At 71.5% G+C, this 20,876-nt stretch carries 15 protein-coding genes; 12 read left to right on the plus strand and 3 right to left on the minus strand.

Going from position 1 to position 20,876, the window contains the following annotated elements:
* The first annotated feature begins 2 nt into the window (after positions 1 to 2).
* From rnc to ABWV20_RS11235, 4 genes are all read left to right on the plus strand, one after another.
* On the plus strand, positions 3 to 788 hold the full coding sequence (gene rnc / locus ABWV20_RS11220; RefSeq protein WP_353355242.1) for a ribonuclease III: 786 nt from the start codon (positions 3 to 5) through the stop codon (positions 786 to 788).
* Between the two features lie 14 nt (positions 789 to 802).
* Positions 803 to 1,681 carry a bifunctional DNA-formamidopyrimidine glycosylase/DNA-(apurinic or apyrimidinic site) lyase gene (mutM, locus tag ABWV20_RS11225; protein WP_353355243.1) on the plus strand — a complete coding sequence of 293 codons (879 nt, stop codon included), beginning with the start codon at positions 803 to 805 and terminating at the stop codon, positions 1,679 to 1,681.
* Between the two features lie 80 nt (positions 1,682 to 1,761).
* Positions 1,762 to 3,039 (plus strand): hydroxyacid-oxoacid transhydrogenase, encoded by a 1,278-nt coding sequence (locus ABWV20_RS11230; protein ID WP_353355244.1) that lies wholly within the window; start codon positions 1,762 to 1,764, stop codon positions 3,037 to 3,039.
* Between the two features lie 56 nt (positions 3,040 to 3,095).
* Complete coding sequence (locus ABWV20_RS11235; RefSeq protein ID WP_353355245.1) at positions 3,096 to 5,069, plus strand: M3 family metallopeptidase; 1,974 nt, start codon at positions 3,096 to 3,098, stop codon at positions 5,067 to 5,069.
* Between the two features lie 72 nt (positions 5,070 to 5,141).
* On the opposite strand, the gene ABWV20_RS11240 is transcribed toward ABWV20_RS11235, so the two are convergent.
* On the minus strand, positions 5,142 to 7,163 hold the full coding sequence (locus ABWV20_RS11240; protein ID WP_353355246.1) for an acyltransferase family protein: 2,022 nt from the start codon (positions 7,161 to 7,163) through the stop codon (positions 5,142 to 5,144).
* A 234-nt stretch (positions 7,164 to 7,397) separates the two neighbouring features.
* Here ABWV20_RS11240 and ABWV20_RS11245 point away from each other — a divergent pair, with 234 nt between their 5' ends.
* Both ABWV20_RS11245 and ABWV20_RS11250 read left to right on the plus strand, forming a co-directional pair.
* Positions 7,398 to 7,688: an acylphosphatase gene (locus tag ABWV20_RS11245; RefSeq protein ID WP_353355247.1), complete on the plus strand. Its 291-nt coding sequence runs from the start codon at positions 7,398 to 7,400 to the stop codon at positions 7,686 to 7,688.
* An 80-nt stretch (positions 7,689 to 7,768) separates the two neighbouring features.
* Entirely contained in the window at positions 7,769 to 8,077 is a 309-nt protein-coding gene (locus tag ABWV20_RS11250; protein WP_353355248.1) for a chorismate mutase, read from the plus strand.
* 122 nt (positions 8,078 to 8,199) lie between these two features.
* Here ABWV20_RS11250 and ABWV20_RS11255 read toward each other — a convergent pair whose 3' ends face one another.
* Both ABWV20_RS11255 and ABWV20_RS11260 read right to left on the minus strand, forming a co-directional pair.
* On the minus strand, positions 8,200 to 8,826 hold the full coding sequence (locus ABWV20_RS11255) for an MSMEG_1061 family FMN-dependent PPOX-type flavoprotein (protein ID WP_353355249.1): 627 nt from the start codon (positions 8,824 to 8,826) through the stop codon (positions 8,200 to 8,202).
* Between the two features lie 4 nt (positions 8,827 to 8,830).
* Complete coding sequence (locus ABWV20_RS11260) at positions 8,831 to 9,439, minus strand: VOC family protein (RefSeq protein ID WP_353355250.1); 609 nt, start codon at positions 9,437 to 9,439, stop codon at positions 8,831 to 8,833.
* 156 nt (positions 9,440 to 9,595) lie between these two features.
* Here ABWV20_RS11260 and smc point away from each other — a divergent pair, with 156 nt between their 5' ends.
* The 6 genes from smc to ffh all read left to right on the plus strand — a co-directional run bounded on the left by smc (position 9,596) and on the right by ffh (position 20,723).
* The gene (gene smc / locus ABWV20_RS11265) at positions 9,596 to 13,189 is read left to right on the plus strand and encodes a chromosome segregation protein SMC (protein ID WP_353355251.1); all 3,594 of its coding nucleotides are present in this window, start codon (positions 9,596 to 9,598) and stop codon (positions 13,187 to 13,189) included.
* Positions 13,190 to 13,319: 130 nt separating this feature from the next.
* Positions 13,320 to 14,516 carry a signal recognition particle-docking protein FtsY gene (gene ftsY / locus ABWV20_RS11270; RefSeq protein WP_353355252.1) on the plus strand — a complete coding sequence of 399 codons (1,197 nt, stop codon included), beginning with the start codon at positions 13,320 to 13,322 and terminating at the stop codon, positions 14,514 to 14,516.
* Between the two features lie 168 nt (positions 14,517 to 14,684).
* Entirely contained in the window at positions 14,685 to 16,112 is a 1,428-nt protein-coding gene (locus ABWV20_RS11275) for an ammonium transporter (protein ID WP_353355253.1), read from the plus strand.
* A complete protein-coding gene (locus tag ABWV20_RS11280) occupies positions 16,109 to 16,447 on the plus strand; it encodes a P-II family nitrogen regulator (RefSeq protein WP_353355254.1) in 339 nt (112 codons plus the stop codon). The genes ABWV20_RS11275 and ABWV20_RS11280 overlap by 4 nt, the downstream gene beginning before the upstream one ends.
* 95 nt (positions 16,448 to 16,542) lie before the next feature.
* Complete coding sequence (locus ABWV20_RS11285; protein ID WP_353355255.1) at positions 16,543 to 18,909, plus strand: [protein-PII] uridylyltransferase; 2,367 nt, start codon at positions 16,543 to 16,545, stop codon at positions 18,907 to 18,909.
* A gap of 167 nt (positions 18,910 to 19,076) precedes the next feature.
* On the plus strand, positions 19,077 to 20,723 hold the full coding sequence (gene ffh, locus ABWV20_RS11290; protein WP_353355256.1) for a signal recognition particle protein: 1,647 nt from the start codon (positions 19,077 to 19,079) through the stop codon (positions 20,721 to 20,723).
* Positions 20,724 to 20,876: the final 153 nt, after the last annotated feature.

The following is a 20,876-nucleotide window of genomic DNA, read 5'->3' on the forward strand; positions in this document are numbered from 1 at the left end:
CCGTGAGCGACGGCGACGCGGGTGTTGTGGCGGTCCCTCAGCGGCCCGTCGATGCTCTGCTCGCCCACCTCCAGCAGGTGGTCGGACAGGACATCGACGAGCCGCTGCTGCTGCGTGCCCTCACGCACCGCTCCTTCGCCTACGAGAACGGCGGCGTCCCCAACAACGAGCGCCTGGAGTTCCTCGGCGACTCGGTGCTGGGGCTCGTCGTGACCGAGACCCTCTACCGCAGCCATCCCGATCTCGCCGAGGGACAGCTGGCCAAGCTGCGGGCCGCGGTCGTCAACATGCGCGCGCTCGCCGACGTGGCCCGTACGTTCGACCTGGGGCAGTACGTCATGCTCGGCAAGGGTGAGGAGGCCACCGGCGGTCGCGACAAGGCTTCGATCCTCGCCGACACGATGGAGGCGCTGATCGGCACGGTCTTCCTCTGCACCGACATCGAGCGCGCCGCGCAGTTCATCCATCACCACTTCGACGCGCTCATCGAGGAAGCCGCGACACTGGGGGCCGGTCTGGACTGGAAGACCAGCCTGCAGGAGATGGCCGCTGCCGTCGGACAGGGAACTCCCGAGTACCGGGTCGGGGAGCAGGGACCGGACCACGAGAAGGAGTTCCACGCTCGAGTCGTGCTCGGCGAGCAGGTGCTCGGGGAGGGCCACGGCCGCAGCAAGAAAGAGGCGGAGCAGAAGGCTGCGAAGGAGGCCTGGCACTCGCTGGACCGTCGGCGGACGGCCATGGCCGAGGCCGATGCCGATCCGAGAGCCGAGCGCTCTCGCCTGCCCTGAGCGCGGGTCGCCCGATGCCTGAGCTGCCTGAGGTCGAGGTCGTTCGTCGTGGCCTGGCCGACCACGTCGTCGGACGGCGCATCGACCGCGCACAGATCACCGGCCTGCGCGTCGCTCGTCGGCACGTCGCCGGCCCCGAGGACCTGGCCGACCGGGTCCGGGGGACCACTGTCACCGCGGCTGCTCGTCGGGGCAAGTACCTCTGGCTCGTGCTCGACGCTGACGAAGCCCTCATCATCCACCTCGGGATGAGCGGACAGATGCTCGTCAAGCCGGTCGACGCGCCACGAGAGAAGCACTGCCACGCGGTCTTCGACTTCGCCGACGACGGCCCCCAGCTCCGGTTTGTCGACCAGCGCACCTTCGGTGGGCTCGCGCTCTCACCTCTCGGCCGCGACGGCATCCCCGACGCCGTCACCCATATCGCTCCGGACCCGTTCGAGGCCGCGTTCGACCAACCCTCCGTCGTCAGACGGATGAAGCTGAGGGAGAGCGCGGTCAAGCGGGCCCTTCTCGACCAGTCGCTGGTGTCAGGGATCGGCAACATCTACGCCGACGAGGCGCTCTGGCGTGCGAAGGTCCATGGTGAGCGCGTCTGCGCGACCCTGACCAAGCCGATGCTGGGTCGAGTCCTCGACCATGCCCGCCAGGTCATGGCCGAAGCCCTCGAACAGGGGGGCACCAGCTTCGACACCCTCTACGTCAACGTGAACGGAGCGGGCGGCTACTTCGACCGGTCCCTGCACGCCTACGGGCGCGAGGGCACCGCCTGTGACCGGTGCGGCGCGCAGATGCGCCGAGAGCAGTTCATGAACCGCTCGTCGTTCTCCTGCCCGGTCTGCCAGCCGCGGCCCAGGCCCAGGCGGGACGACCTGGCGCCTCGCCTGTCCTGAGGTCAGGTCTCGCGAGGTCCTCGCCGAATCCCGCCGTCCTCTCCGCCCCACGCAGGACGCGTCACTGCAAGGGTGTCCCCATGAACGAGTCGGTCTTCACCTACGCCGCGCCGCGGCTCCGCTTCGGCGCGGGGGCGGCAGACGAGCTCTGGTACGACCTCGAGCGGATGGGCGCACGACGGGTGCTCGTCGTGACGGACCCCCGGGTGCTGGCCACCGGAGTCCCGCAGCGGGTCGCCGCGCAGGTTCGGGCCCACGGCGGCGAGGCGGTCGTCCACGACTCCGCACACGTCGAGCCGACCGACGCAAGCCTGGACGCGGCGGTCGCCCGGGCCAGGGCCGACGGGCCGTTCGACGCCGTGCTCGCCGTCGGCGGCGGGTCGGCGATCGACACGGCCAAGGCAGTCGACCTGCTCCTGACCAACCCGGGCGACCTCATGGACTACATCAACGCGCCCATCGGCCGCGCCCGTCCACCACAGCACCCGCTGTTGCCGCTCATCGCCGTGCCGACGACGACGGGGACGGGAGCGGAGAGCACGACCATCTGCGTCCTCGACGTCCTGTCGCTCCACGTCAAGACCGGCATCAGCCACGAGCGGCTCCGGCCCGCCCTTGCGGTCGTGGACCCCCGACTGACCATGACCCAGCCCGCGGGGGTGACGGCGAGCGCCGGCATGGACATCCTGTGTCACGCCCTGGAGAGCTGGACCGCGCGACCCTACGACAGCTATCCGCGCAAGGCCCCCCAGGAGCGCGTGCCCTACTGCGGCGCCAATCCCGTGGCAGACCTCTGGGCAGAGCGGTCCCTGAGCCTGCTCGCGCGAGCATTCCGGCCCGCCGTCCGGGATGGAGACGACGAGACGGCCCGTGCCGACATGGCGCTTGCCGCAACGTTCGCCGGTCTCGGCTTCGGCAACGCAGGCGTCCACGTCCCGCACGCCAACGCCTACCCCATCGCGGGTCGGGTCCGTGGCTTCCACCCTCGCGACTATCCGCAGGAGGAGCCGATGGTGCCTCATGGCATGGCCGTCGCGATGACCGCTCCGGAGGCCTTCCGCTGGACCTTCGCCGCCGGCCCCGAGCGGCATCTCGCCGCGGCGGAGCTGCTCGACCCGCAGCGCCGGGGACCGTGGGACGGGCCGCCGCAGGACCTGCTCCCGGCGATCCTCATCGACCTCATGCGGGAGATCGGCCTGCCGTCCGGTCTCGGCGCCGTGGGCTACGGAGAGTCCGACGTCGAGGCGCTCGTCGAGGGGGCGCTCAAGCAACAGCGCCTCCTGGCCATGAGCCCGCGGACCGTCACCGCGGAGGACCTGGCCGGAATCATCACCCGGTCACTCCGGCTCTGGGACTGACCACGCGGCTGGGAAACGGCGGGCGCTGACCGAGCCCAGCGGCATACAGTGCCGTGGTGACGATCCAGCCGCACCCGCTGACCCTCCCCGCCGCTGACTCCCGCGACTCCCGCGACTCCCGCGACTCCGGCGACTCCGGCGACTCCGGCGCGGACTGGCTCGACTGGGTCGGCCGCCGCGGCGACGACGAGCTGGCCCGCTGCCAGTCCCTCGTCGAGGAGCTCAAGGCGTCGCCCCCGACGGAGGCGCTCGACGCCTTGCACCTGTGGAACGACGCGCAGGTCGCCCTGTCCAACGCCGCCGCGGTGGGGTCCCTCTTCGCCGAGATCCATCCGGACAAGGCAGTCCGTGATCGGGCCGAGGCGGTCGCCCAGGGGGTTCAGAAGGTCGACACCGATCTCGGTCTCGACCAGCAGCTGTACGGCGTGCTCGCCGGGCTCGACCCGGCGGGACTGGATGCGGACGCCCTGCGTCTGCTCGAGCGCACCCTGCGTGACTTCCGCCGTTCAGGCGTCGACCGGGACGATGAGACCCGCGCTCGGCTTCGCGAGCTGAGCGAGAAGGGGCTGCTCCTCAGCCAGGAGTTCAGCAAGAACATCCGCGAGAACGTCCGGTCGGTGCGGCTCCGTCCCGAGCAGCTCGACGGCCTGCCGCAGGACTGGGTCGACGCGCACCCGGTCGATGACGAGGGCTTGGTCACGGTCACCACCGACTACCCCGACGTGGTCCCGTTCCGGACGTTCGCCAAGGACGCCGACGCGCGGCGTGCTCTCGTCAAGGAGTTCCTCACCATCGGCTGGCCGGCGAACGACGCGGTGCTCCAGGACATCCTCGCCGTGCGGCGTGAGACAGCGGCCCTGCTCGGCTACGAGTCGTGGGCCGACTACGACGCCGAGGTCAAGATGATCGGCACGGGGAAGGCGATCGCCGACTTCATCGACCGAATCACCGAGCTCGCGGCCGACAGCGCCGCCCGCGACAAGGCAGTGCTGCTGGAGCGGATGCGGCAGGACCGACCCGGGGCGACCGACATCGACGGCGCCGACCATGCCTACTACGCCGAGCTGGTCCGCAAGGAGCAGCTCGCGGTCGACGCCCAACGAGTGCGCACCTACTTCCCGTTCGAGGCGGTGCGCCAGGGGCTGCTCGACGTCACAGGTCGTCTCTTCGGCCTCGAGTGGAGGCCCGCCGAGGACCCCGCCACCTGGCACCCCGAGGTCGCGACATACGACGTGGCCTTCCACGGCAGGCGGATCGGTCGCATCCACCTCGACCTGCACCCCCGCGACGGCAAGTACAAGCACGCCGCGCAGTTCGACCTCGTGCGCGGGGTCCGGGGCGTCCAGCTCGCCGAGGGGGTCCTCGTGTGCAACTTCAACCGTGGGCTCATGGAGCACGACGAGGTCGTCACGCTCTTCCACGAGTTCGGTCACCTGGTGCACCACGTCGTCGCCGGGGACCAGGAGTGGGTCCGGTTCTCCGGCGTCGCCACCGAGTGGGACTTCGTCGAGGCGCCCAGCCAGATGCTCGAGGAGTGGGCTTGGGACGCGGACGTCCTCGCGACGTTCGCACGCAACGCTGAGGGAGAGACGATCCCGGCTGACCTCGTGGCGGCGATGCGTCGCGCGGACGACTTCGGAAAGGGCTACGACGCCCGGACCCAGATGTTCTACGCGGCGTTGTCCTATGACCTGCACGTCAACGAGACGGCGGACCTGACGGGGCGGCTGAAGGAGCTGATGGCGGCCTACTCCGTCTTCCCGTACATCGAGGGGACGCACATGCACTGCCACTTCGGTCACCTGGACGGCTACAGCTCCGCCTATTACACCTACATGTGGTCCCTCGTCATCGCCAAGGACATGTTCTCGGCCTTCGACCGGCACGACCTCTTCGACCCCGAGGTGGCCGGGGCCTACCGTGACAAGGTGCTCGCGCCGGGCGGGCGCCGCGACGCGGCCGACCTCGTCGCGGACTTCCTGGGCCGCCCCTACACCTTCGACGCCTACGCAGCCTGGCTCGCCGAGTGAGGGCCGCCCGGCCCACCCCTCGGCGGAAGGCGCCGTCGCGCCCGGGCCGCGCACGGCGGCTGACGCAAGCCCTCAGGGCATCGGCAGGTCCTTGAGCGCCACCCGCTGACCCGTGTGCCGCTCGCTCAGGGTCGCGAAGGCCTGACGAACCGTCTTGGCGAAGAGATGGGAGCCCTCGAGGCTCGGGTGGATCCGGTCGGCCTGCAGCTGCTCAGGATGGTTGCGCACGGCGGCAGCCCAGTCGGCCACGATGACGTTGGCACGCGACTGGGCGGCCGCTGCCAAGGTGGCGTTGTCTTCCTCGATGCGAGCGAACGGGCCCATGAGGTTGACGAGCACGACCATGCGGTCCGGGCCGAGGGCATCGAGCACGGCCTCAACTGCTCCCGGGTCGACTCCCGCGTTGGTGCCGAAGGCGAGCACGACGGCCCGACGGTTGCGGTCAGCCCGCGCGTCGACCGCGGCCAGCCCGTCGGCCCAGCGCCGGTTGGACTTCGCGTCGAGGCGGATGCCGGGGAAGTAGTAGGCGAGGGCATGGATGCTGCCGACCATCATCGAGTCCCCGTACCCGTCGATCTCCTTGCCCAGGGGCATGGTGAAGTCAGCCTTGGCGTCGTCGGCGGCGACGGACTTCGACAGGGTCGGGGCTGCGACCGCGGGCTGCTCGGCGGGGGCACGTCCCGGCGTCGTGGTAGCACCTCCACGCGGGGTCGCCGGGGCAGCGGCCGCAGCTGCCTTCTCGTTGGCCTCGAGCATGCGGGCCGTCTCGGACTGGTCGGGCGCGGTGAGCACGATGGCGGTCAGGGCGAGCGTCGCGGCCAGCGTCGTGCCGGCAACGACCTGCCGGGTGCGTCGTGACCACGAGAGCAGGAAGGCGCCGACGACCCGCAGCACACCCGAGAAGCCGAGCCGCCGGAACGGCGTCTCCACGAACCGGTGCGTCAGGTCAGCCAGGGCGAGGGTCACCAGGACGCACCAGCCGCGCGTGAGCAGGTGGCTCATGGTGCCGGGTGCGGAGGGGTTGTCCCGTGCGACGAGGAGGATGACCGGCCAGTGCCACAGGTAGATCGAGTAGGACCGGACCCCGACCCAGACCGCCACCGGGTTTCCGGTGAGTCGCTGCCACACCGTCGGTGGCCGGGTGGTGGACCGGTCGAGCACCCCGAGGACGAGAATGCCCGACGCGAGTGACGCGAGCAGGATCCCGCCTCGGAAGGTGGCGACGTCGCTCTCGTCGAGGAGGAGGAAGCCGGTCACCAGGACGAGCAGGGCTCCGGGGACGGCCAGCCGCCCGCCGGCGCCGAGGCGGGAGAGGCGGATTCGCCTGGCGATGTGAGGGTTGGCCCACGCGAACGCGAGAGCTGCCCCGATCATCAGGCCCATCAGGTGCGTGTCGGTGCCGTAGTACACCCGGGTCGCGTCCGCCCCGGGCTCCACGAGGACGGCCATCAGGAGGGCTGACGTCGCTGCCGCGACGAGCGCGACCGCGACCCGGGCCCGGGCCGCGGCGACGCTGACGAGCAGGAGGGTGAGGCCCGGCCAGAGCAGGTAGAACTGTTCCTCCACGGCGAGCGACCAGAAGTTCATGAACAGCTGCGGCGCCGTCTGGTCGAAGTAGCTGGACCCTGCGGTGATCTCCACCCAGTTCGTCGAGAAGGTCAACGCGCCGACGATCTGGCGGCCGATGTGGACGAGCAGGTCGCCGCTGACGAGGCGGGCGATGAGGGTGCTCACCGTGACGGTCACGACGAGCGCCGGCAGCAGCCGCCTGGCGCGCCGGACCCAGAAGTCCCGGAACCGGATCCGGCCGGTTCGTTCGTGCTCCCGCACGAGGAGGGTGGTGATGAGGAACCCCGAGACGACGAAGAACACGTCGACGCCGAGGTAGCCGCCGGGGAGCCACGGGGCGTTGAGGTGGAAGACGAGCACTGCGACGATGGCGAGCGCCCGGATGCCGTCGAGTCCTTCGATCCGGTCTGGTCGACGTCGGGGTCCTCCGGGTGGCGACGTGCTGCCGCCCGGTCGCGGGTGCGAGGCCGTGACCGGTTCCGAATGCGCGCTGCGGGCCACTCGAGGTGTGGCCGACGTCGTCACGTGGCTCCCTCCGCTCTCGACTGGTGGTCGACCGGGGGCCGGGCCCCACTGTGAGCATAGGGACGGAAGAGGAGCCCGGGACGGAGGCGCGCGGTGGGCCGCGGGGTCCGTGAGCGGCGTCCGCACGTGCGCCGACTCGCTGCAGGGGCCGTATGCCGCTGGGCCGGCTTCGACCGTTTCGCCCGGGTGGGTGGGTGGTCGGTTCGGACGTGGCGGTCGCCCTACGGTGGTGCCATGAGCGACCTGAGGCGCGTGACGGTGTTCGTCCGAGGCCGCGTGCAGGGCGTCGGCTTCCGGTGGTGGGCCCGGGCCCGGGCGCTCGAGCTCGGCCTCGTCGGACATGCGCGCAACATGGCGGATGGACGGGTCGAGGTCGTGGCGCAGGGTTCCGCCGCCGCGGTGTCCCGGCTCGAGGAGCTCATTCGTGAGGAGCCCACGACGACGGGACGCCCTGGCCTGGTCGAGTCGGTCGTGGTCCTGCCCGGCGCCCCGCGCGACGACCTGTCCGGCTTCGTGGAGCGCTGAGCAGGCGACGGATCTCCCGGCGCCGGTCCGCCCACCGGTCGGGCGGACGAGCCGGCGCTGGTCTGACCTAGCCTGATGCGGTGAGCGACCGCGAGACGCCCGAGATGCCCGCCGAGCTGCTTCGGCTCCGGAGCAGCATCGACAACATCGATGCGGCCCTGGTCCACCTGCTGGCGGAGCGGTTCAAGTGCACGCAGCAGGTGGGACGGCTCAAGGCGGAGCGCAACCTCCCCCCAGCCGACCCCGCTCGCGAGGAGCGCCAGATCGCTCGGCTGCGCACGCTCGCACACGAGGCCGGGCTCGACCCGGTCTTCGCGGAGAAGTTCCTCAACTTCATCATCGCCGAGGTCATCCACCACCACGAGCAGATCGCCTCCGGCGAGGAATGACGATCGAAAGAGCAGTTCGCGACACGGGTGGTGTCGCGAACTGCTCTCTCGATCGCACGGGGGGTGTCGCGAACTGCTCTTTCGATCGCACGGGTGGTGTCGCGAACTGCGCTCTCGACGGGCTAGTAGAGCGTCGCGTCCTGGCGCACATCGAGGGCGGCGTCGTACTCGGCGGCCTCCTGCTCGGTGAAGCCGCCCGCCTCACGGGTCATCCGACCTGCCGTGGGCAGGGCCGACCGCTCGGGCCAGGTCGCCGAGTCCCAGAGCCGGGACCGCTTCATCGCCCGGGCGCACTGGAAGTAGACCCGCTCGACGGTGACGACGAGGACGGCGGCCGGCTCGGTGCCCTTGACGGCATGTCGAGCCAGCTCCTGCGGATCGGTGGAGATGACGGCGGTGCCGCGCACGCGCACCTCCTCGCCCATGCCGGGCACGAGGAAGATGATCCCGACACGCGGGTCGCGCACGATGTTGCGCAGGGTGTCGAGCCGGTTGTTGCCGCGGCGGTCCGGGATGACGAGCGTGCGCTCGTCGTGGACCACGACGAACCCGGGTGCGTCGCCCCGCGGTGACTGGTCGAGGCCGCCCTCTCCGACCGTGGCGATGACGCAGAACGGCGAGGCCTCGATGATGTCGGCCTGGCTCGGCAGGATCGTGCGGGACTCCTTCTGGACCGAGGGCAACGCCGGCTGGTGCGGGTACACCTCGAGGAGGCGCTCGATGGAGGTGATGCTGTGGAGGTCGCTCACGACATCACTGTAGGTCGCCCACGACCACGGGCCCGCCCCCGGTGAGCAACGTCGCCGCCAGGCCATGCGGTCCGTCCAGGACCACGACGGGGCCGCGGACGGCCCTGACCGTCTCCCTTACTGCCTCCGGCTCGGGCGTCGACAGTCTCAGCTCGAGCAGTCGGATACCGCTGTCGGGCAACAGGGTCGACGGTGGGGGAGTGTGCCAGAGGATCCGTGACGGGGCGAGCCCGCCCAGCGGCATACGGCCGTCATGGGGGACCGTGAGGGCCCACTCGTTCGGACCCCGACGCAGCTCGAGGACGTCAGCCTCGCCGGCCAGCGACTCGACGCGCACGACCCAATGGACCAGCGCCGGCCCGTCCGCGAGGCGCGCCCGCATCGCCTCGGTGTCGAGCTCGAACCACCGCGGCCGCCCGGGATGCGGCGCCTCGGGATCGACGGCGATCACCTCGAGGTAGTGGTCGGGGCCCAGTGAGAGCAGCCGGTTGTGCGTGCCGAAGGCCTCGTGCCGTCCACCCGGCTCGAGCGGCGTGCCGAGGCGCTCCTCGACCCACCGGCTGCCCTCGTCCAGCGTGGCCGCGGCGACCACGAGATGGTCGATCGTGCTCACGCGGGTCACCCTAACCCGCGTGTCCACGGGCCACGTCCGGCGGAAGGTCCACGGTTCGACGCCGGCCGCCTAGTAGTCTGACCGGGATCTTGCGCAGGTGGCACCGTCACTGAGGCGGAGGTCGCACCGCAGGTCGGCAGAAGGAATCCACGGGTCGTGTACGTCAAGAGCCTCACCCTGAAGGGCTTCAAGTCCTTCGCGTCGGCGACCCACCTGCGCCTCGAGCCGGGGATCACCTGCATCGTCGGGCCCAACGGCTCGGGCAAGTCCAACGTCGTCGACGCCCTCGCGTGGGTGATGGGGGAGCAGGGCGCCAAGTCCCTGCGCGGCGGCAAGATGGAGGACGTCATCTTCGCCGGCACAGCCGGCCGCGCCCCGCTCGGCCGCGCCGAGGTGGCGCTGACCATCGACAACACCGACGGCGCCCTGCCCATCGACTACACCGAGGTCACGATCGCCAGGACGATGTTCCGCAACGGCGGGTCGGACTACTCGATCAACGGCACGCCGTGCCGGCTGCTCGACATCCAGGAGCTCCTCTCCGACAGCGGCATCGGCCGCGAGATGCACGTCATCGTGGGGCAGGGCCAGCTCGACACCGTGCTGCGGGCCACGCCGGAGGAGCGGCGCGGCTTCATCGAGGAGGCGGCTGGCGTCCTCAAGCACCGCAAGCGCAAGGAACGCGCGCTGCGCAAGCTCGAGGCCATGGACGCCAACCTCACCCGGGTCCAGGACCTCACGGGCGAGATCCGCCGCCAGCTCGGACCCCTCGGTCGGCAGGCCGAGACCGCTCGCAAGGCGGCCGTCATCCAGACCGACGCCCGCGACGCTCGCCTGCGTCTGCTCGCCGACGACCTCGTCCAGCTCACCTCGACCCTCGAGCAGGAGGTCGCGGACGAGTCCGCGCTGATCCAGCGCCGCACCGAGGTCGAGGAGGCGATGGCCGAGCTCAACCACCGGATCGGCGGGCTCGAGCGGGCCGCCGAGGACGCCCGCCCCGCACTCGCGCAGGCCCAGGACCAGTACCTCTCGCTCAGCCGGCTCGTCGAGCGGATGGCCTCGACCCTCTCCCTCGCCTCGGAGCGGGTCCGCCTGCTCAGCGAGGACGACAGCGACGCCCAGGCGAGCCAGTCGGCGCGCGACCCGGAGCAGCTGCGCGCCCAGGCTGCGGAGGTCCGCGAGCAGGAGGAGATGCTCGGTGCCGAGCTCGACGAGCTCAAGGCCACCCTCGAGGAGGCCGTCCTCACCCGCAACGACGCCGAGCGCCGGTTCGCCGAGGAGACCTCCCGGCTGGCGCGGGCCACCAGGGCAGCCGCCGACCGCCGTGAGGGCCTGGCCAAGCTCGGCGGACAGGTCGGAGCCCAGGCGTCCCGGATCGAGGCGCGTGAGGCTGAGCTCGGCCGCCTCCGCTCCACCGCAGAGCAGGCCCAGCTGCGGGCGGCCGAGGCGGAGCGGGAGTTCGCGAGCCTCGAGGCCAGCGTCGCCGAGGACGAGGAGGGCGAGGAGGGCCTCGACTCCGACTACGAGCGGGCCGCCGCCGAGCTCGAGGCCGCCGAGGCCGAGGTCGCCCGGTGGCGCGACGCCGAGCAGGCCTCCGAGCGAGCCCGCACGACGGCCGCCGCGCGCATCGAGGCCCTGGAGCTGAGCCTGAGCCGCAAGGACGGGGCCGCCACCCTCCTCGCCGCGGCGCAGGACGACCTCGACTCCCACGGCATCATCGGCTCGGTCGCCTCCCTCGTCACGGTCGACCCGGGCCTGGAGAACGCCGTTGCGGCCGCCCTCGGGACCGTGGCCGAGGCCCTCGCGGTGAGCTCTCTCGACGCCGCCGCCCGGGCGCTCGAGACGCTGCGCTCCGAGGACGCCGGTCAGGCGAGCCTGCTCGTGCCGGAGTCGGCCCAACGGATCGACGTCTCGACGTGGCCCCCGCTCGAGAGCGGCGCGCGCTGGGCCCGGGACGTGGTCCAGTGCCCGGAGGTGCTGCGCCCGGCCGTGGACCAGGCGCTCGAGCGGGTCGCGCTCGTGGACGACACTGCTGCCGCCGCTCGGCTCGTCCGGTCCCGGTCGGGGGTCACCGCGGTCACCCGTGACGGGGACGTCTACGCACCGGGCCTCGTGCGCGGTGGAAGCCTCACCGCGCCGAGCCTGCTCGAGCTGCAGGCGGCCCTGGAGTCGGCCCAGGCCGAGGCCACCCAGGCCACGCGGGAGGGGGAGCGGGCCCGGTTCGCGCTTGCCGCGGCTGAGTCCGCTCGAGCCGAGGTCAACGACCGGGTCGAGGCCACCCTCGAGCGGCTCCACGAGAGCGACGCCCGGATGTCCGCGATCGCCGAGCGGCTGGGCTCTCTCGGCCAGACGCTCCGAGCGGCGCGGGCCGAGGTCGAGCGCACCGAGAAGGCCATCGCCGACGCCCGAGCGGCTCTCGAGGCCGACCAGGCCGGGCACGCCGAGCTGCTCGAACGCCTCGAGGCCGCGAGCGCCGAGGGGGAGATCGAGGCCGAGCCGTCCACCGAGGAACGCGACCGGCTCGACGCCGTCGCGAGGGAGGCCCGCGCGACGGAGACCGAGCTGCGCCTCGGCCTGCGCACGCGCGAGGAACGCGTGCGAGCCCTCCGCGACCGGGCCGAGGCCCTCGAACGCGCCGCCCGGCACGAGGAGGAGACCCGGGAGCGGCTGGCTGCACGACGAGCCCGGCGGGAGCGCGAGGCGCACGTCGCCGAAGCCGTCCGCATCGCTGCCGGCTGGGCCCACGGCCTGCTCGTCGACTCCGCCGAGGAGGCCGACGCTGCTCGTCGGACGGCTGAGGAGGCCCGCAACGAGCGTGATGCCGAGCTGGCGCTCGTCCGGCGTGACCTGGCGACCCTGCAGAACGAGCTGCGCGAGCTGACCGACAGCGTCCACCGCGACGAGGTGGCCCGCGCCCAGCAGCGGCTGCGCATCGAGCAGCTGCAGCAGCGGGCCGTCGAGGAGCTCGGCATCGCGCCCGAGTCGCTGGTCGAGGAGTACGGCCCTCACCAGCGCGTCCCCTTCGTACCCGACCCGGACGCCGACCCCGAGGCGCCGCAACCGGACCCGGTGCCCTTCGTCCGGGAGGCGCAGGAGAAGCGGCTGCGGCAGGCGGAGCGCAAGCTGTCCGCCCTCGGGCGGATCAACCCGCTCGCGCTCGAGGAGTTCTCCGCCCTCGAGGAGCGGCACAAGTTCCTCACCGAGCAGCTCGAGGACCTCAAGAGCTCCAAGCGCGACCTGCTCGACATCATCAAGGAGGTCGACGAGCGGGTCGAGCGGGTCTTCGCCGAGGCTTTCGAGGACACCGCCGTCCAGTTCGAGCGGGTCTTCCAGCGGCTCTTCCCCGGCGGGGAGGGACGCCTCGTCCTCACCGACCCGGCCAACCTGCTCACGACCGGCCTGGAGGTCGAGGCCCGACCGCCCGGCAAGAAGATCAAGCGGCTCTCGCTGCTGTCCGGTGGTGAGCGGTCGCTCGTCGCCGTCGCGCTCCTCGTGGCGATCTTCAAGGCCCGGCCCTCGCCCTTCTACATCATGGATGAGGTCGAGGCCGCGCTCGACGACGCCAACCTCGGCCGCCTCATCACCCTCTTCGAGGAGCTCCGCGACAGTTCGCAGCTCATCGTCATCACCCACCAGAAGAAGACGATGGAGATCGCCGACGCCCTCTACGGCGTCAGCATGCGCGGCGACGGGGTCACCACGGTCGTCTCGCAGCGGCTGCGGGACGTCACCGACCAGCGCACCGCCTGAGCGCACCCACGCGCGGGACCGAGCCCGGCGGCATACGGCATGAGGGGTATGCCGCTGGGCTCGGTGGGCCTGTCCCGCCCCGTTGGAGGGGTGGCGCGGTCGGCCGGACCGGCCCGTGGGCCGTGATTGGATGGGCGACGTGGAGACTCTCTGGACCTTTGTGATCGTCGGCGTCGTCATCCTCGCCCTGGGGATCGGGTTCGCCGTCACCCTCCTGCGCGGCCGTGGCCGTCCCGAGCGCGAGGTCGAGGCGCCGCGCCGCCCGGCGCCGGGTGTGCCCGCCCCGTCCGAGGAGGACCTCGACCGCGAGGGTGCGACGGGCCCCGGAGGGACGGTCACCACCGAGGCCCCGGAGGACCTGCTCCCACCCGTCCTGGAGCCGACGCCGACCATCGAGCGTCCGGAGTCGGCCCGAGGTCGCCTCCAGCGGCTGCGGGCGCGGCTGGCCAGGTCCAACACGGCGCTCGGCAAGGGACTGCTCGCCCTCCTGTCCCGCGGCCGGCTCGACGAGGAGGCGTGGGAGGACGTCGAGGACACGCTCATCGCCTCCGACCTCGGTGTCGAGGCGACCGAGGAGCTCATCGCGTCCCTGCGGACCCGCGTGAAGGTCGACGGCACGACCGACGAGTCGACGGTGCGGGAGTGGCTCCGCGAGGACCTGCTGCGGCTGGTCCAGCCCGACATGGACCGCCGCATCACCTCGTCCCGCGTCGGCACCCGCCCGGCGGTGATCCTCGTCGTCGGCGTCAACGGCACCGGCAAGACGACCACCGTCGGCAAGCTCGCCCGCGTCCTCGTCGCCGAGGACCGCGACGTGCTGCTCGGTGCCGCCGACACCTTCCGTGCGGCAGCGGCCGACCAGCTCGACACGTGGGGAGCCCGGGTCGGGGTCCCGACGGTGCGGTCCGACCGGGAGGGCGCCGACCCCGCCGCCGTGGCCTTCGACGCGGTCAAGGCGGGTATCGAGCAGGAGGTCGACGTCGTCATCATCGACACGGCCGGCCGGCTCCACAACAAGGTCGACCTGATGAACGAGCTCGGCAAGGTCAAGCGCGTCATCGAGAAGCAGAGCGAGATCGACGAGGTGCTGCTCGTCCTCGACGCGACGACCGGCCAGAACGGCCTGCAGCAGGCCAAGGTGTTCAGCGAGGCCGTCGACGTGACCGGCATCGTCCTGACGAAGCTCGACGGCACGGCCAAGGGCGGGATCGTCGTCGCGGTCCAGCGGCAGCTCGGGGTGCCCGTCAAGCTGGTCGGCCTGGGCGAGGGCCCCGACGACCTGGCGCCGTTCGACCCGGCTGACTTCGTCGACGCCATCCTGGACTGACATCGGCTGCCGACATCGCCGGCCCGGAGACGAGCATCGGCCGGGCCCGTCCACATCGTGGGCGGGCCCCTCGTACGAAACGCGGCGCTAACAGTCGGGCGGGGTTGTTGACACGGCCGTAACACGGGGTGCCTGCCGGTGAAACGGCCCCTCCCCAAGATCAACGCCATGACTACCGCACTGGTGCCGCTCGCGGCAGAAGCACCGGAGATCAACGAGGCGGCGACGGCGTTCATGCTGATCGCCTCCGCGATGGTCCTCCTCATGACCCCCGGCCTCGCGCTCTTCTACGGAGGCATGACGCGAGCCAAGTCCGTCCTCAACATGATGATGATGTCCTTCGGTGCGCTCGGCGTCGTCGGCGTCATCTACATCCTGTGGGGATACTCGATGTCCTTCGGGCCCACCAACATCGGCGGGATCTTCGCCAGCCCCTTCGACTACTTCGGCCTCGGCCAGCTCCTCGACGACGGCTCGGGCAGCCCGAAGCTCATCGACGTCTTCGGGGCGGGGGTCTTCATCCCCGAGGTGATCGTCGCCGGCTTCCAGCTGACCTTCGCCGTGATCACGGTCGCCCTCATCAGCGGTGCCATCGCGGACCGGGTCAAGTTCTCGACCTGGCTCGTCTTCGCGGGCATCTGGGCGACGATCGTCTACTTCCCGATCGCCCACATGGTGTGGGGCGGCGGCCTGCTGTCGGCCTCTGAGAACGGCCTGTCGGCCAGGATCTTCGGCGTGACCGAGGGCGCGGCCACCGTGGTGCCGATCGACTTCGCCGGCGGGACCGTGGTCCACATCAACGCCGGGATCGCCGGCCTCGTCCTCGCCCTCATCGTCGGCAAGCGTCTGGGCTTCGGCAAGACCGCCATGCGGCCGCACAACGTCCCGCTCGTCATGATCGGCGCGGGGCTGCTGTGGTTCGGCTGGTTCGGCTTCAACGCCGGCTCCGAGCTGGCGGCCGACGGCGTGGCCTCGGTCGTCTGGCTCAACACCACCGCCGCGACCGCTGCCGCGATCATCGGCTGGCTCATCGTCGAGAAGCTGCGGGACGGGCACGCCACCTCCATCGGGGCCGCCTCCGGTGTCGTCGCGGGCCTCGTCGCGGTCACGCCGGCCTGCGGGGCACTGTCCCCGGTCGGCTCGCTCATCCTCGGCGTCGTCGCCGGAGCCTTCGCGGCGCTGGCGGTCGGGCTCAAGTACCGGTTCGGCTACGACGACTCGCTCGACGTCGTCGGCGTCCACCTCGTCGCCGGGCTCTGGGGCACCATCGGTGCAGGGCTGCTGTCCACGACCACCGGCCTGCTCTACGGCGGCGGCTTCCAGCAGACCGCCCTGCAGATCATCATCGCGCTCGTGTCCCTCGTCGTCTCCGGCGTGCTCACGGCGCTCATCGGCCTCGCCCTGAAGTACACCATCGGGTGGCGCATCACCGACGAGAGCGAGACGGCCGGCATCGACCAGGCCGAGCACGCGGAGTCCGGCTACGACCTCGGTGGCTTCGCCGCCGGTGGCGCCCGGGGCGTCGCCATCGCACGGTCCACGGTCCCCTCCGAGACGATTGACCTCACCCAGAAGGTCGAAGGAGCGAACGCATGAAGCTCGTCACCGCCATCATCAAGCCGCACCAGCTCGACGAGGTGAAGGAGGCCCTGGAGGCCTTCGGAGTCTCGGGAATGACGATCAGCGAGGCCAGCGGCTACGGCCGGCAGCGCGGTCACAGCGAGGTCTACCGCGGCGCCGAGTACACCGTGGACTTCGTGCCCAAGGTGCGACTCGAGGTCCTCGTCGACGACATCGACGCACCGGACGTCATCGACGTGATCCTCAAGTCGGCCCAGACGGGACGGATCGGCGACGGGAAGATCTGGTCGGTCCCCGTCGACGAGGTCGTCCGGGTCCGCACCGGTGAACGGGGGGCCGACGCCCTCTGACGGGTGACCACCCAGCACCGCCCGGGGAACCGAGCCCGCCGACGCCGGCCGGGCCCCGACACGACGCCCTACCGAGAAAGGCCCGGCGAGGTCCGATGACCGATGTGACGACACGACGACTGGACCTCGCCGGGACCCGGGACTTCGCGACGTCCGGGGCGGGACCCACCCGCCGCCGGGCGCTCGCGGAGTTCGGTTTCAGGTGGCTCCAGCAGCTATGGCGGGAGGCCTGCGCAGGACGACGTCACGAAGGCGTCGCCCTCGCCGCGGTCGGTTCCCTCGCCCGAGGTGACGGAGGGCCGATGAGCGACTACGACCTGGTCCTCGTCCACCACCCGAGAGGACTGACGGGCAAGGAGGTCGGAGCCTTCGCCGACCGGCTCTGGTACCCGATCTGGGACGCCGGGGTGCGCCTCGACCACAGTGTGCGGACCGTGGCCGAATGCCGCGCCGTGGCCTCCGAGGACCTCTCGGCGGCGATGGGCCTGCTCGACCTGACGCACGTCGCAGGCGATGCCGACGTCGTCAACGCGGCGCGGTCCACGGTCGCGCACGACTGGAGGGCGAACGCCCGGACCCGCCTCTCCGAGATCCAGGAGGCCGTCCTGGCCAGGCACGCGAGGCAGGGGGACCTCGCGCACCTCATCGAGCCGGACCTGAAGGAGGCTCGGGGGGGCCTGCGCGACATGACCGTTCTCAGGGCGCTGACCGAGGCCTGGTTGACAGACCGGCCGCACGGCGAGGTCGATGCGGCCTACGAGCGGATCCTCGACGTCCGCGACGCGATCCACGTCGTCACCGGCCGGGGTCGCGACCGACTCACTCGCGACGACCAGGACGCCTGCGCCGCCCTGCTCGGCCACCCCGACTCCGACGACCTGCTCACCGAGCTGTCGGGCGCGGCGCGGACCATCGCCTACGCGGCGGACGGCACCCTGCGCCGAGCACTGCAGTCACAACGGGCCCGTACCCTCCGCGTGGGCCCGCGGCGACCCCAGCTCGTCCCGCTCGGCTACGGGCTCTACCGGCACGACGGCGAGGCGGTCCTCGGGCCGTCCGCCGACGTGGCCTCCGACCCGGTGATCCCGTTGCGGGCGGCGCTCGTCGCGGCGCGCAACGCCATCCCGCTGTCCCCGACGACGCTGCGCAACCTCGCGGCGCACTCACCGCAGCTGCCGGAGCCGTGGCCGGAGGTCGCCCGAGACGTCTTCGCGGACCTCCTCGGGGCGGGGCCGGGCGTCGTCACCGTCTGGGAGGGGCTCGACCTGGCCGGCGTCGTGGAGCGGTGGATCCCGGAGTGGGCAGCCGTGCGCAGCCGCCCGCAGCGCAACGCCGTCCACCGACACACCGTGGACCGACACCTCGTCGAGACGGTCGTCTCGGCCAGTGGGATGGTCCGCGACGTCGCCCGGCCCGACCTGCTCGTCCTCGCCGCCCTCCTGCACGACATCGGCAAGGTGCCAGGTGCCATCGACCACTCGATCAAGGGCGCCGAGCTCGCGGACACCATCCTTCGGCGGATCGGGATCCCCGGGCCAGACCGGGAGGTGGTCGTGCGGCTCGTCCGCGAGCACCTGACCCTGATCGACCTCGCCACCCGCCGCGACCCGGAGGACCCAGCGACGATCGCGGCGCTCTCCGACGCCGTCGGTGGGTCGGTGACGACGCTGGACCTGCTCCGTGCTCTCACCGAGGCGGATGCGTCGGCCGCGGGGCCGAAGGCGTGGAGCGACTGGCGGGCCGGGCTCGTCAACCGGCTCCACGAGGCGTGCCGGACCGCCCTCGTCGCGGCCAACGGCGCCGACGGATCGCGGATGGTCGAACCGATGGACCCGCGGCCGCTCTCCAAGGAGGTCCTCGAGAAGGTCGCGGTCGGTGAGCCCCACGTCGCCGTCGCATCCCTCGGGGGCGCACACCGCATCGACATCATCGACCGAGACCGTGCCGGCCTGTTCGCCGACACCGCCGGACTGCTCGCGGCCCACGGTTTCGTCGTCCGGTCGGCCATCGTCAGGACGCTCGACGGCGTGGCCGTCAACGAGTGGTGGATCGACTCCCCGGGAGGGGAGAGCCCCTTGCCGGAGCTCATCACCCGCGACCTGACCCGGGTGCGCTCGGGTGACCGGACTCCACTCGGTCGGCTCCAGCGACGCCGGGCCCACCGACCGGTGCGCAGCCCCGGCTCCGGCTCACCGGACTCGACGCGCGCCATGGTCATCAGCAGCGCCTCCGACAGCGCCACGGTCATCGAGGTCCGTGCCACGGACCGGCCCGGGCTCCTCCAGGACATCGGCATCACCCTCGCCCGGGCCTCGCTCGCCGTCCGTTCGGCGCACATCGCGACGTACGCCGGCCAGACCCTGGACACCTTCTACGTCACGGAGTTCGGCGGGGCCCGGCTCGCTCCGGCGCGAGCCGCCCAGGCCGTCGCGATGATCATCGACACGTGTGACGCCGGCTGACCTCCATCGAAAGAGCAGTTCGCGACACCCCCCGGGCATCGAGAGAGCAGTTCGCGACACCCGCCATGTCGCGAACTGCTCTCTCGATGCGAAGGGAGCCCAGCGGCATACGGCGGGGTCTGCTGCGCCGAATCGGAAGTGAGCGACGCAGCGGCTAAAGTTGCCGGGTGTTCGCAACCCTGTCTGACCGGCTGACCGCCACCTTCAAGAACCTCCGCGGCAAGGGCCGCCTTTCGGAGTCCGACGTCAACAAGGCGGTTCGAGACATCCGACTGGCGCTCCTCGACGCCGACGTGGCGCTGCCCGTCGTCAAGCGGTTCACCACGGCGGTGCGCGAGCGCGCGCTCGGCGAGGAGGTGAACCAGGCCCTCAACCCGGCCCAGCAGGTCGTCAAGATCGTCAACGAGGAGCTCGTCACCATCCTCGGCGGCGAGACCCGCCAGATCCGGTTCGCCAAGAACCCCCCGACGGTCATCATGCTCGCCGGCCTCCAGGGCTCCGGCAAGACGACCTTCGCCGGCAAGCTCGGCCGCTGGCTCAAGGACCGCGGTCACACGCCGCTCCTCGTGGCAGCCGACCTGCAGCGCCCCAACGCCGTCACCCAGCTCGAGGTTGTCGGCGAGCGCGCCGGCCTCAAGGTCTTCGCACCCGAGCGCGGCAACGTCGGCGGCCACGACGCCGTCGCGTCGACCGGGGAGGGCACCCGCAGCTTCGGCGACCCGGTGTCCGTCTCCCGCGCCGGAGTCGAGCACGCCCGCGCCCAGCAGCACGACGTCGTCATCGTCGACACCGCCGGCCGGCTCGCGGTCGACACCAACCTCATGCAGCAGGCCGCCGACATCCGGGCGGCGATCCAGCCCGACGAGGTCCTCTTCGTCATCGACGCGATGATCGGCCAGGCCGCGGTCGAGACCGCGCAGGCCTTCCACGAGGGCGTCGCCTTCACCGGCGTCGTGCTCTCCAAGCTCGACGGCGACGCCCGCGGTGGCGCCGCCCTGTCGATCCGTGAGGTCACCGGCGAGCCGATCATGTTCGCCTCCGTCGGCGAGAAGGTCACCGACATCGAGGTGTTCCACCCCGATCGGATGGCCGGCCGGATCCTCGACATGGGCGACGTGCTCACGCTCATCGAGCAGGCGGAGAAGGCGTTCGACAAGCGCCAGGCCGACGAGATGGCCCGCAAGTTCCTCGCCGAGGAGGACTTCACCTTCGAGGACTTCCTCCAGCAGATGAGCGCCATCAAGCAGATGGGCTCGCTCAAGTCGATGCTCAAGATGATGCCGGGCATGCAGCAGATGCGGGCCCAGCTCGACGCGTTCGACGACCGCGAGTTCGACCGGGTCGAGGCGATGGTGCGCTCGATGACGCCGTTCGAGCGGACCCACCCGAAGCAGATCAACGGATCGCGACGCGCCCGCATCGCCAAGGGCTCCGGCGTCACGGTCACCGACGTCAACCAGCTGCTCGAGCGCTTCCGCGACGCGCAGAAGATGATGAAGTCGCTCGCCCGCGGTGGGGGCGGTGGGCTGCCGGGCATGCCGGGGATCCCCGGCACCGGCAAGAAGGGCCGGGCCCAGCAGCCGCAGCGCAAGAAGAGCAAGAGCGGCAACCCGGCCAAGCGCGCGGCCGAGGAGCGGGCGGCGGCACAGCGGGCTGCCGAGGGGCGCTCCAAGGCGGCAGCGTCCGCCTTCGGCGCGCCGGGTCTCCCCGGTGGCGCGGGGCCGGCTGACGGGAACGGCGCGGCGGACCCGCTGTCCGACCTCGACCTGTCGAAGCTGCCGAAGGGCTTCGAGAAGTTCCTCGGCAAGAGCTGACCCGCCGTCCACGGGTTGCTCTCTCCCGCTGGGCTCGGTCCGGAGGGTTCCAAGAACACACCAAGGTCCGGTCCGGCTCCTCACTCCCTGTGTGCCTGCGGTGGGCGGCCACACTTCCTGTGTTTGACGGTCCGACGGCCGACCGGTGCGCCA

The sequence above is a fragment of the Intrasporangium sp. DVR genome, from assembly GCF_040365325.1.
Lineage (GTDB): Bacteria > Actinomycetota > Actinomycetes > Actinomycetales > Dermatophilaceae > Intrasporangium.

What these genes read in the sequence shown, in the direction of transcription:
- ftsY (WP_353355252.1), top strand. Translation starts at nt 13,320, where the DNA reads ATGGGCGACGTGGAGACTCTCTGGACCTTTGTGATCGTCGGCGTCGTC.
- ABWV20_RS11245 (WP_353355247.1), top strand. Translation starts at nt 7,398, where the DNA reads ATGAGCGACCTGAGGCGCGTGACGGTGTTCGTCCGAGGCCGCGTGCAG.
- ABWV20_RS11275 (WP_353355253.1), top strand. Translation starts at nt 14,685, where the DNA reads ATGACTACCGCACTGGTGCCGCTCGCGGCAGAAGCACCGGAGATCAAC.
- mutM (WP_353355243.1), top strand. Translation starts at nt 803, where the DNA reads ATGCCTGAGCTGCCTGAGGTCGAGGTCGTTCGTCGTGGCCTGGCCGAC.
- ABWV20_RS11230 (WP_353355244.1), top strand. Translation starts at nt 1,762, where the DNA reads ATGAACGAGTCGGTCTTCACCTACGCCGCGCCGCGGCTCCGCTTCGGC.
- ABWV20_RS11285 (WP_353355255.1), top strand. Translation starts at nt 16,543, where the DNA reads ATGACCGATGTGACGACACGACGACTGGACCTCGCCGGGACCCGGGAC.
- ABWV20_RS11280 (WP_353355254.1), top strand. Translation starts at nt 16,109, where the DNA reads ATGAAGCTCGTCACCGCCATCATCAAGCCGCACCAGCTCGACGAGGTG.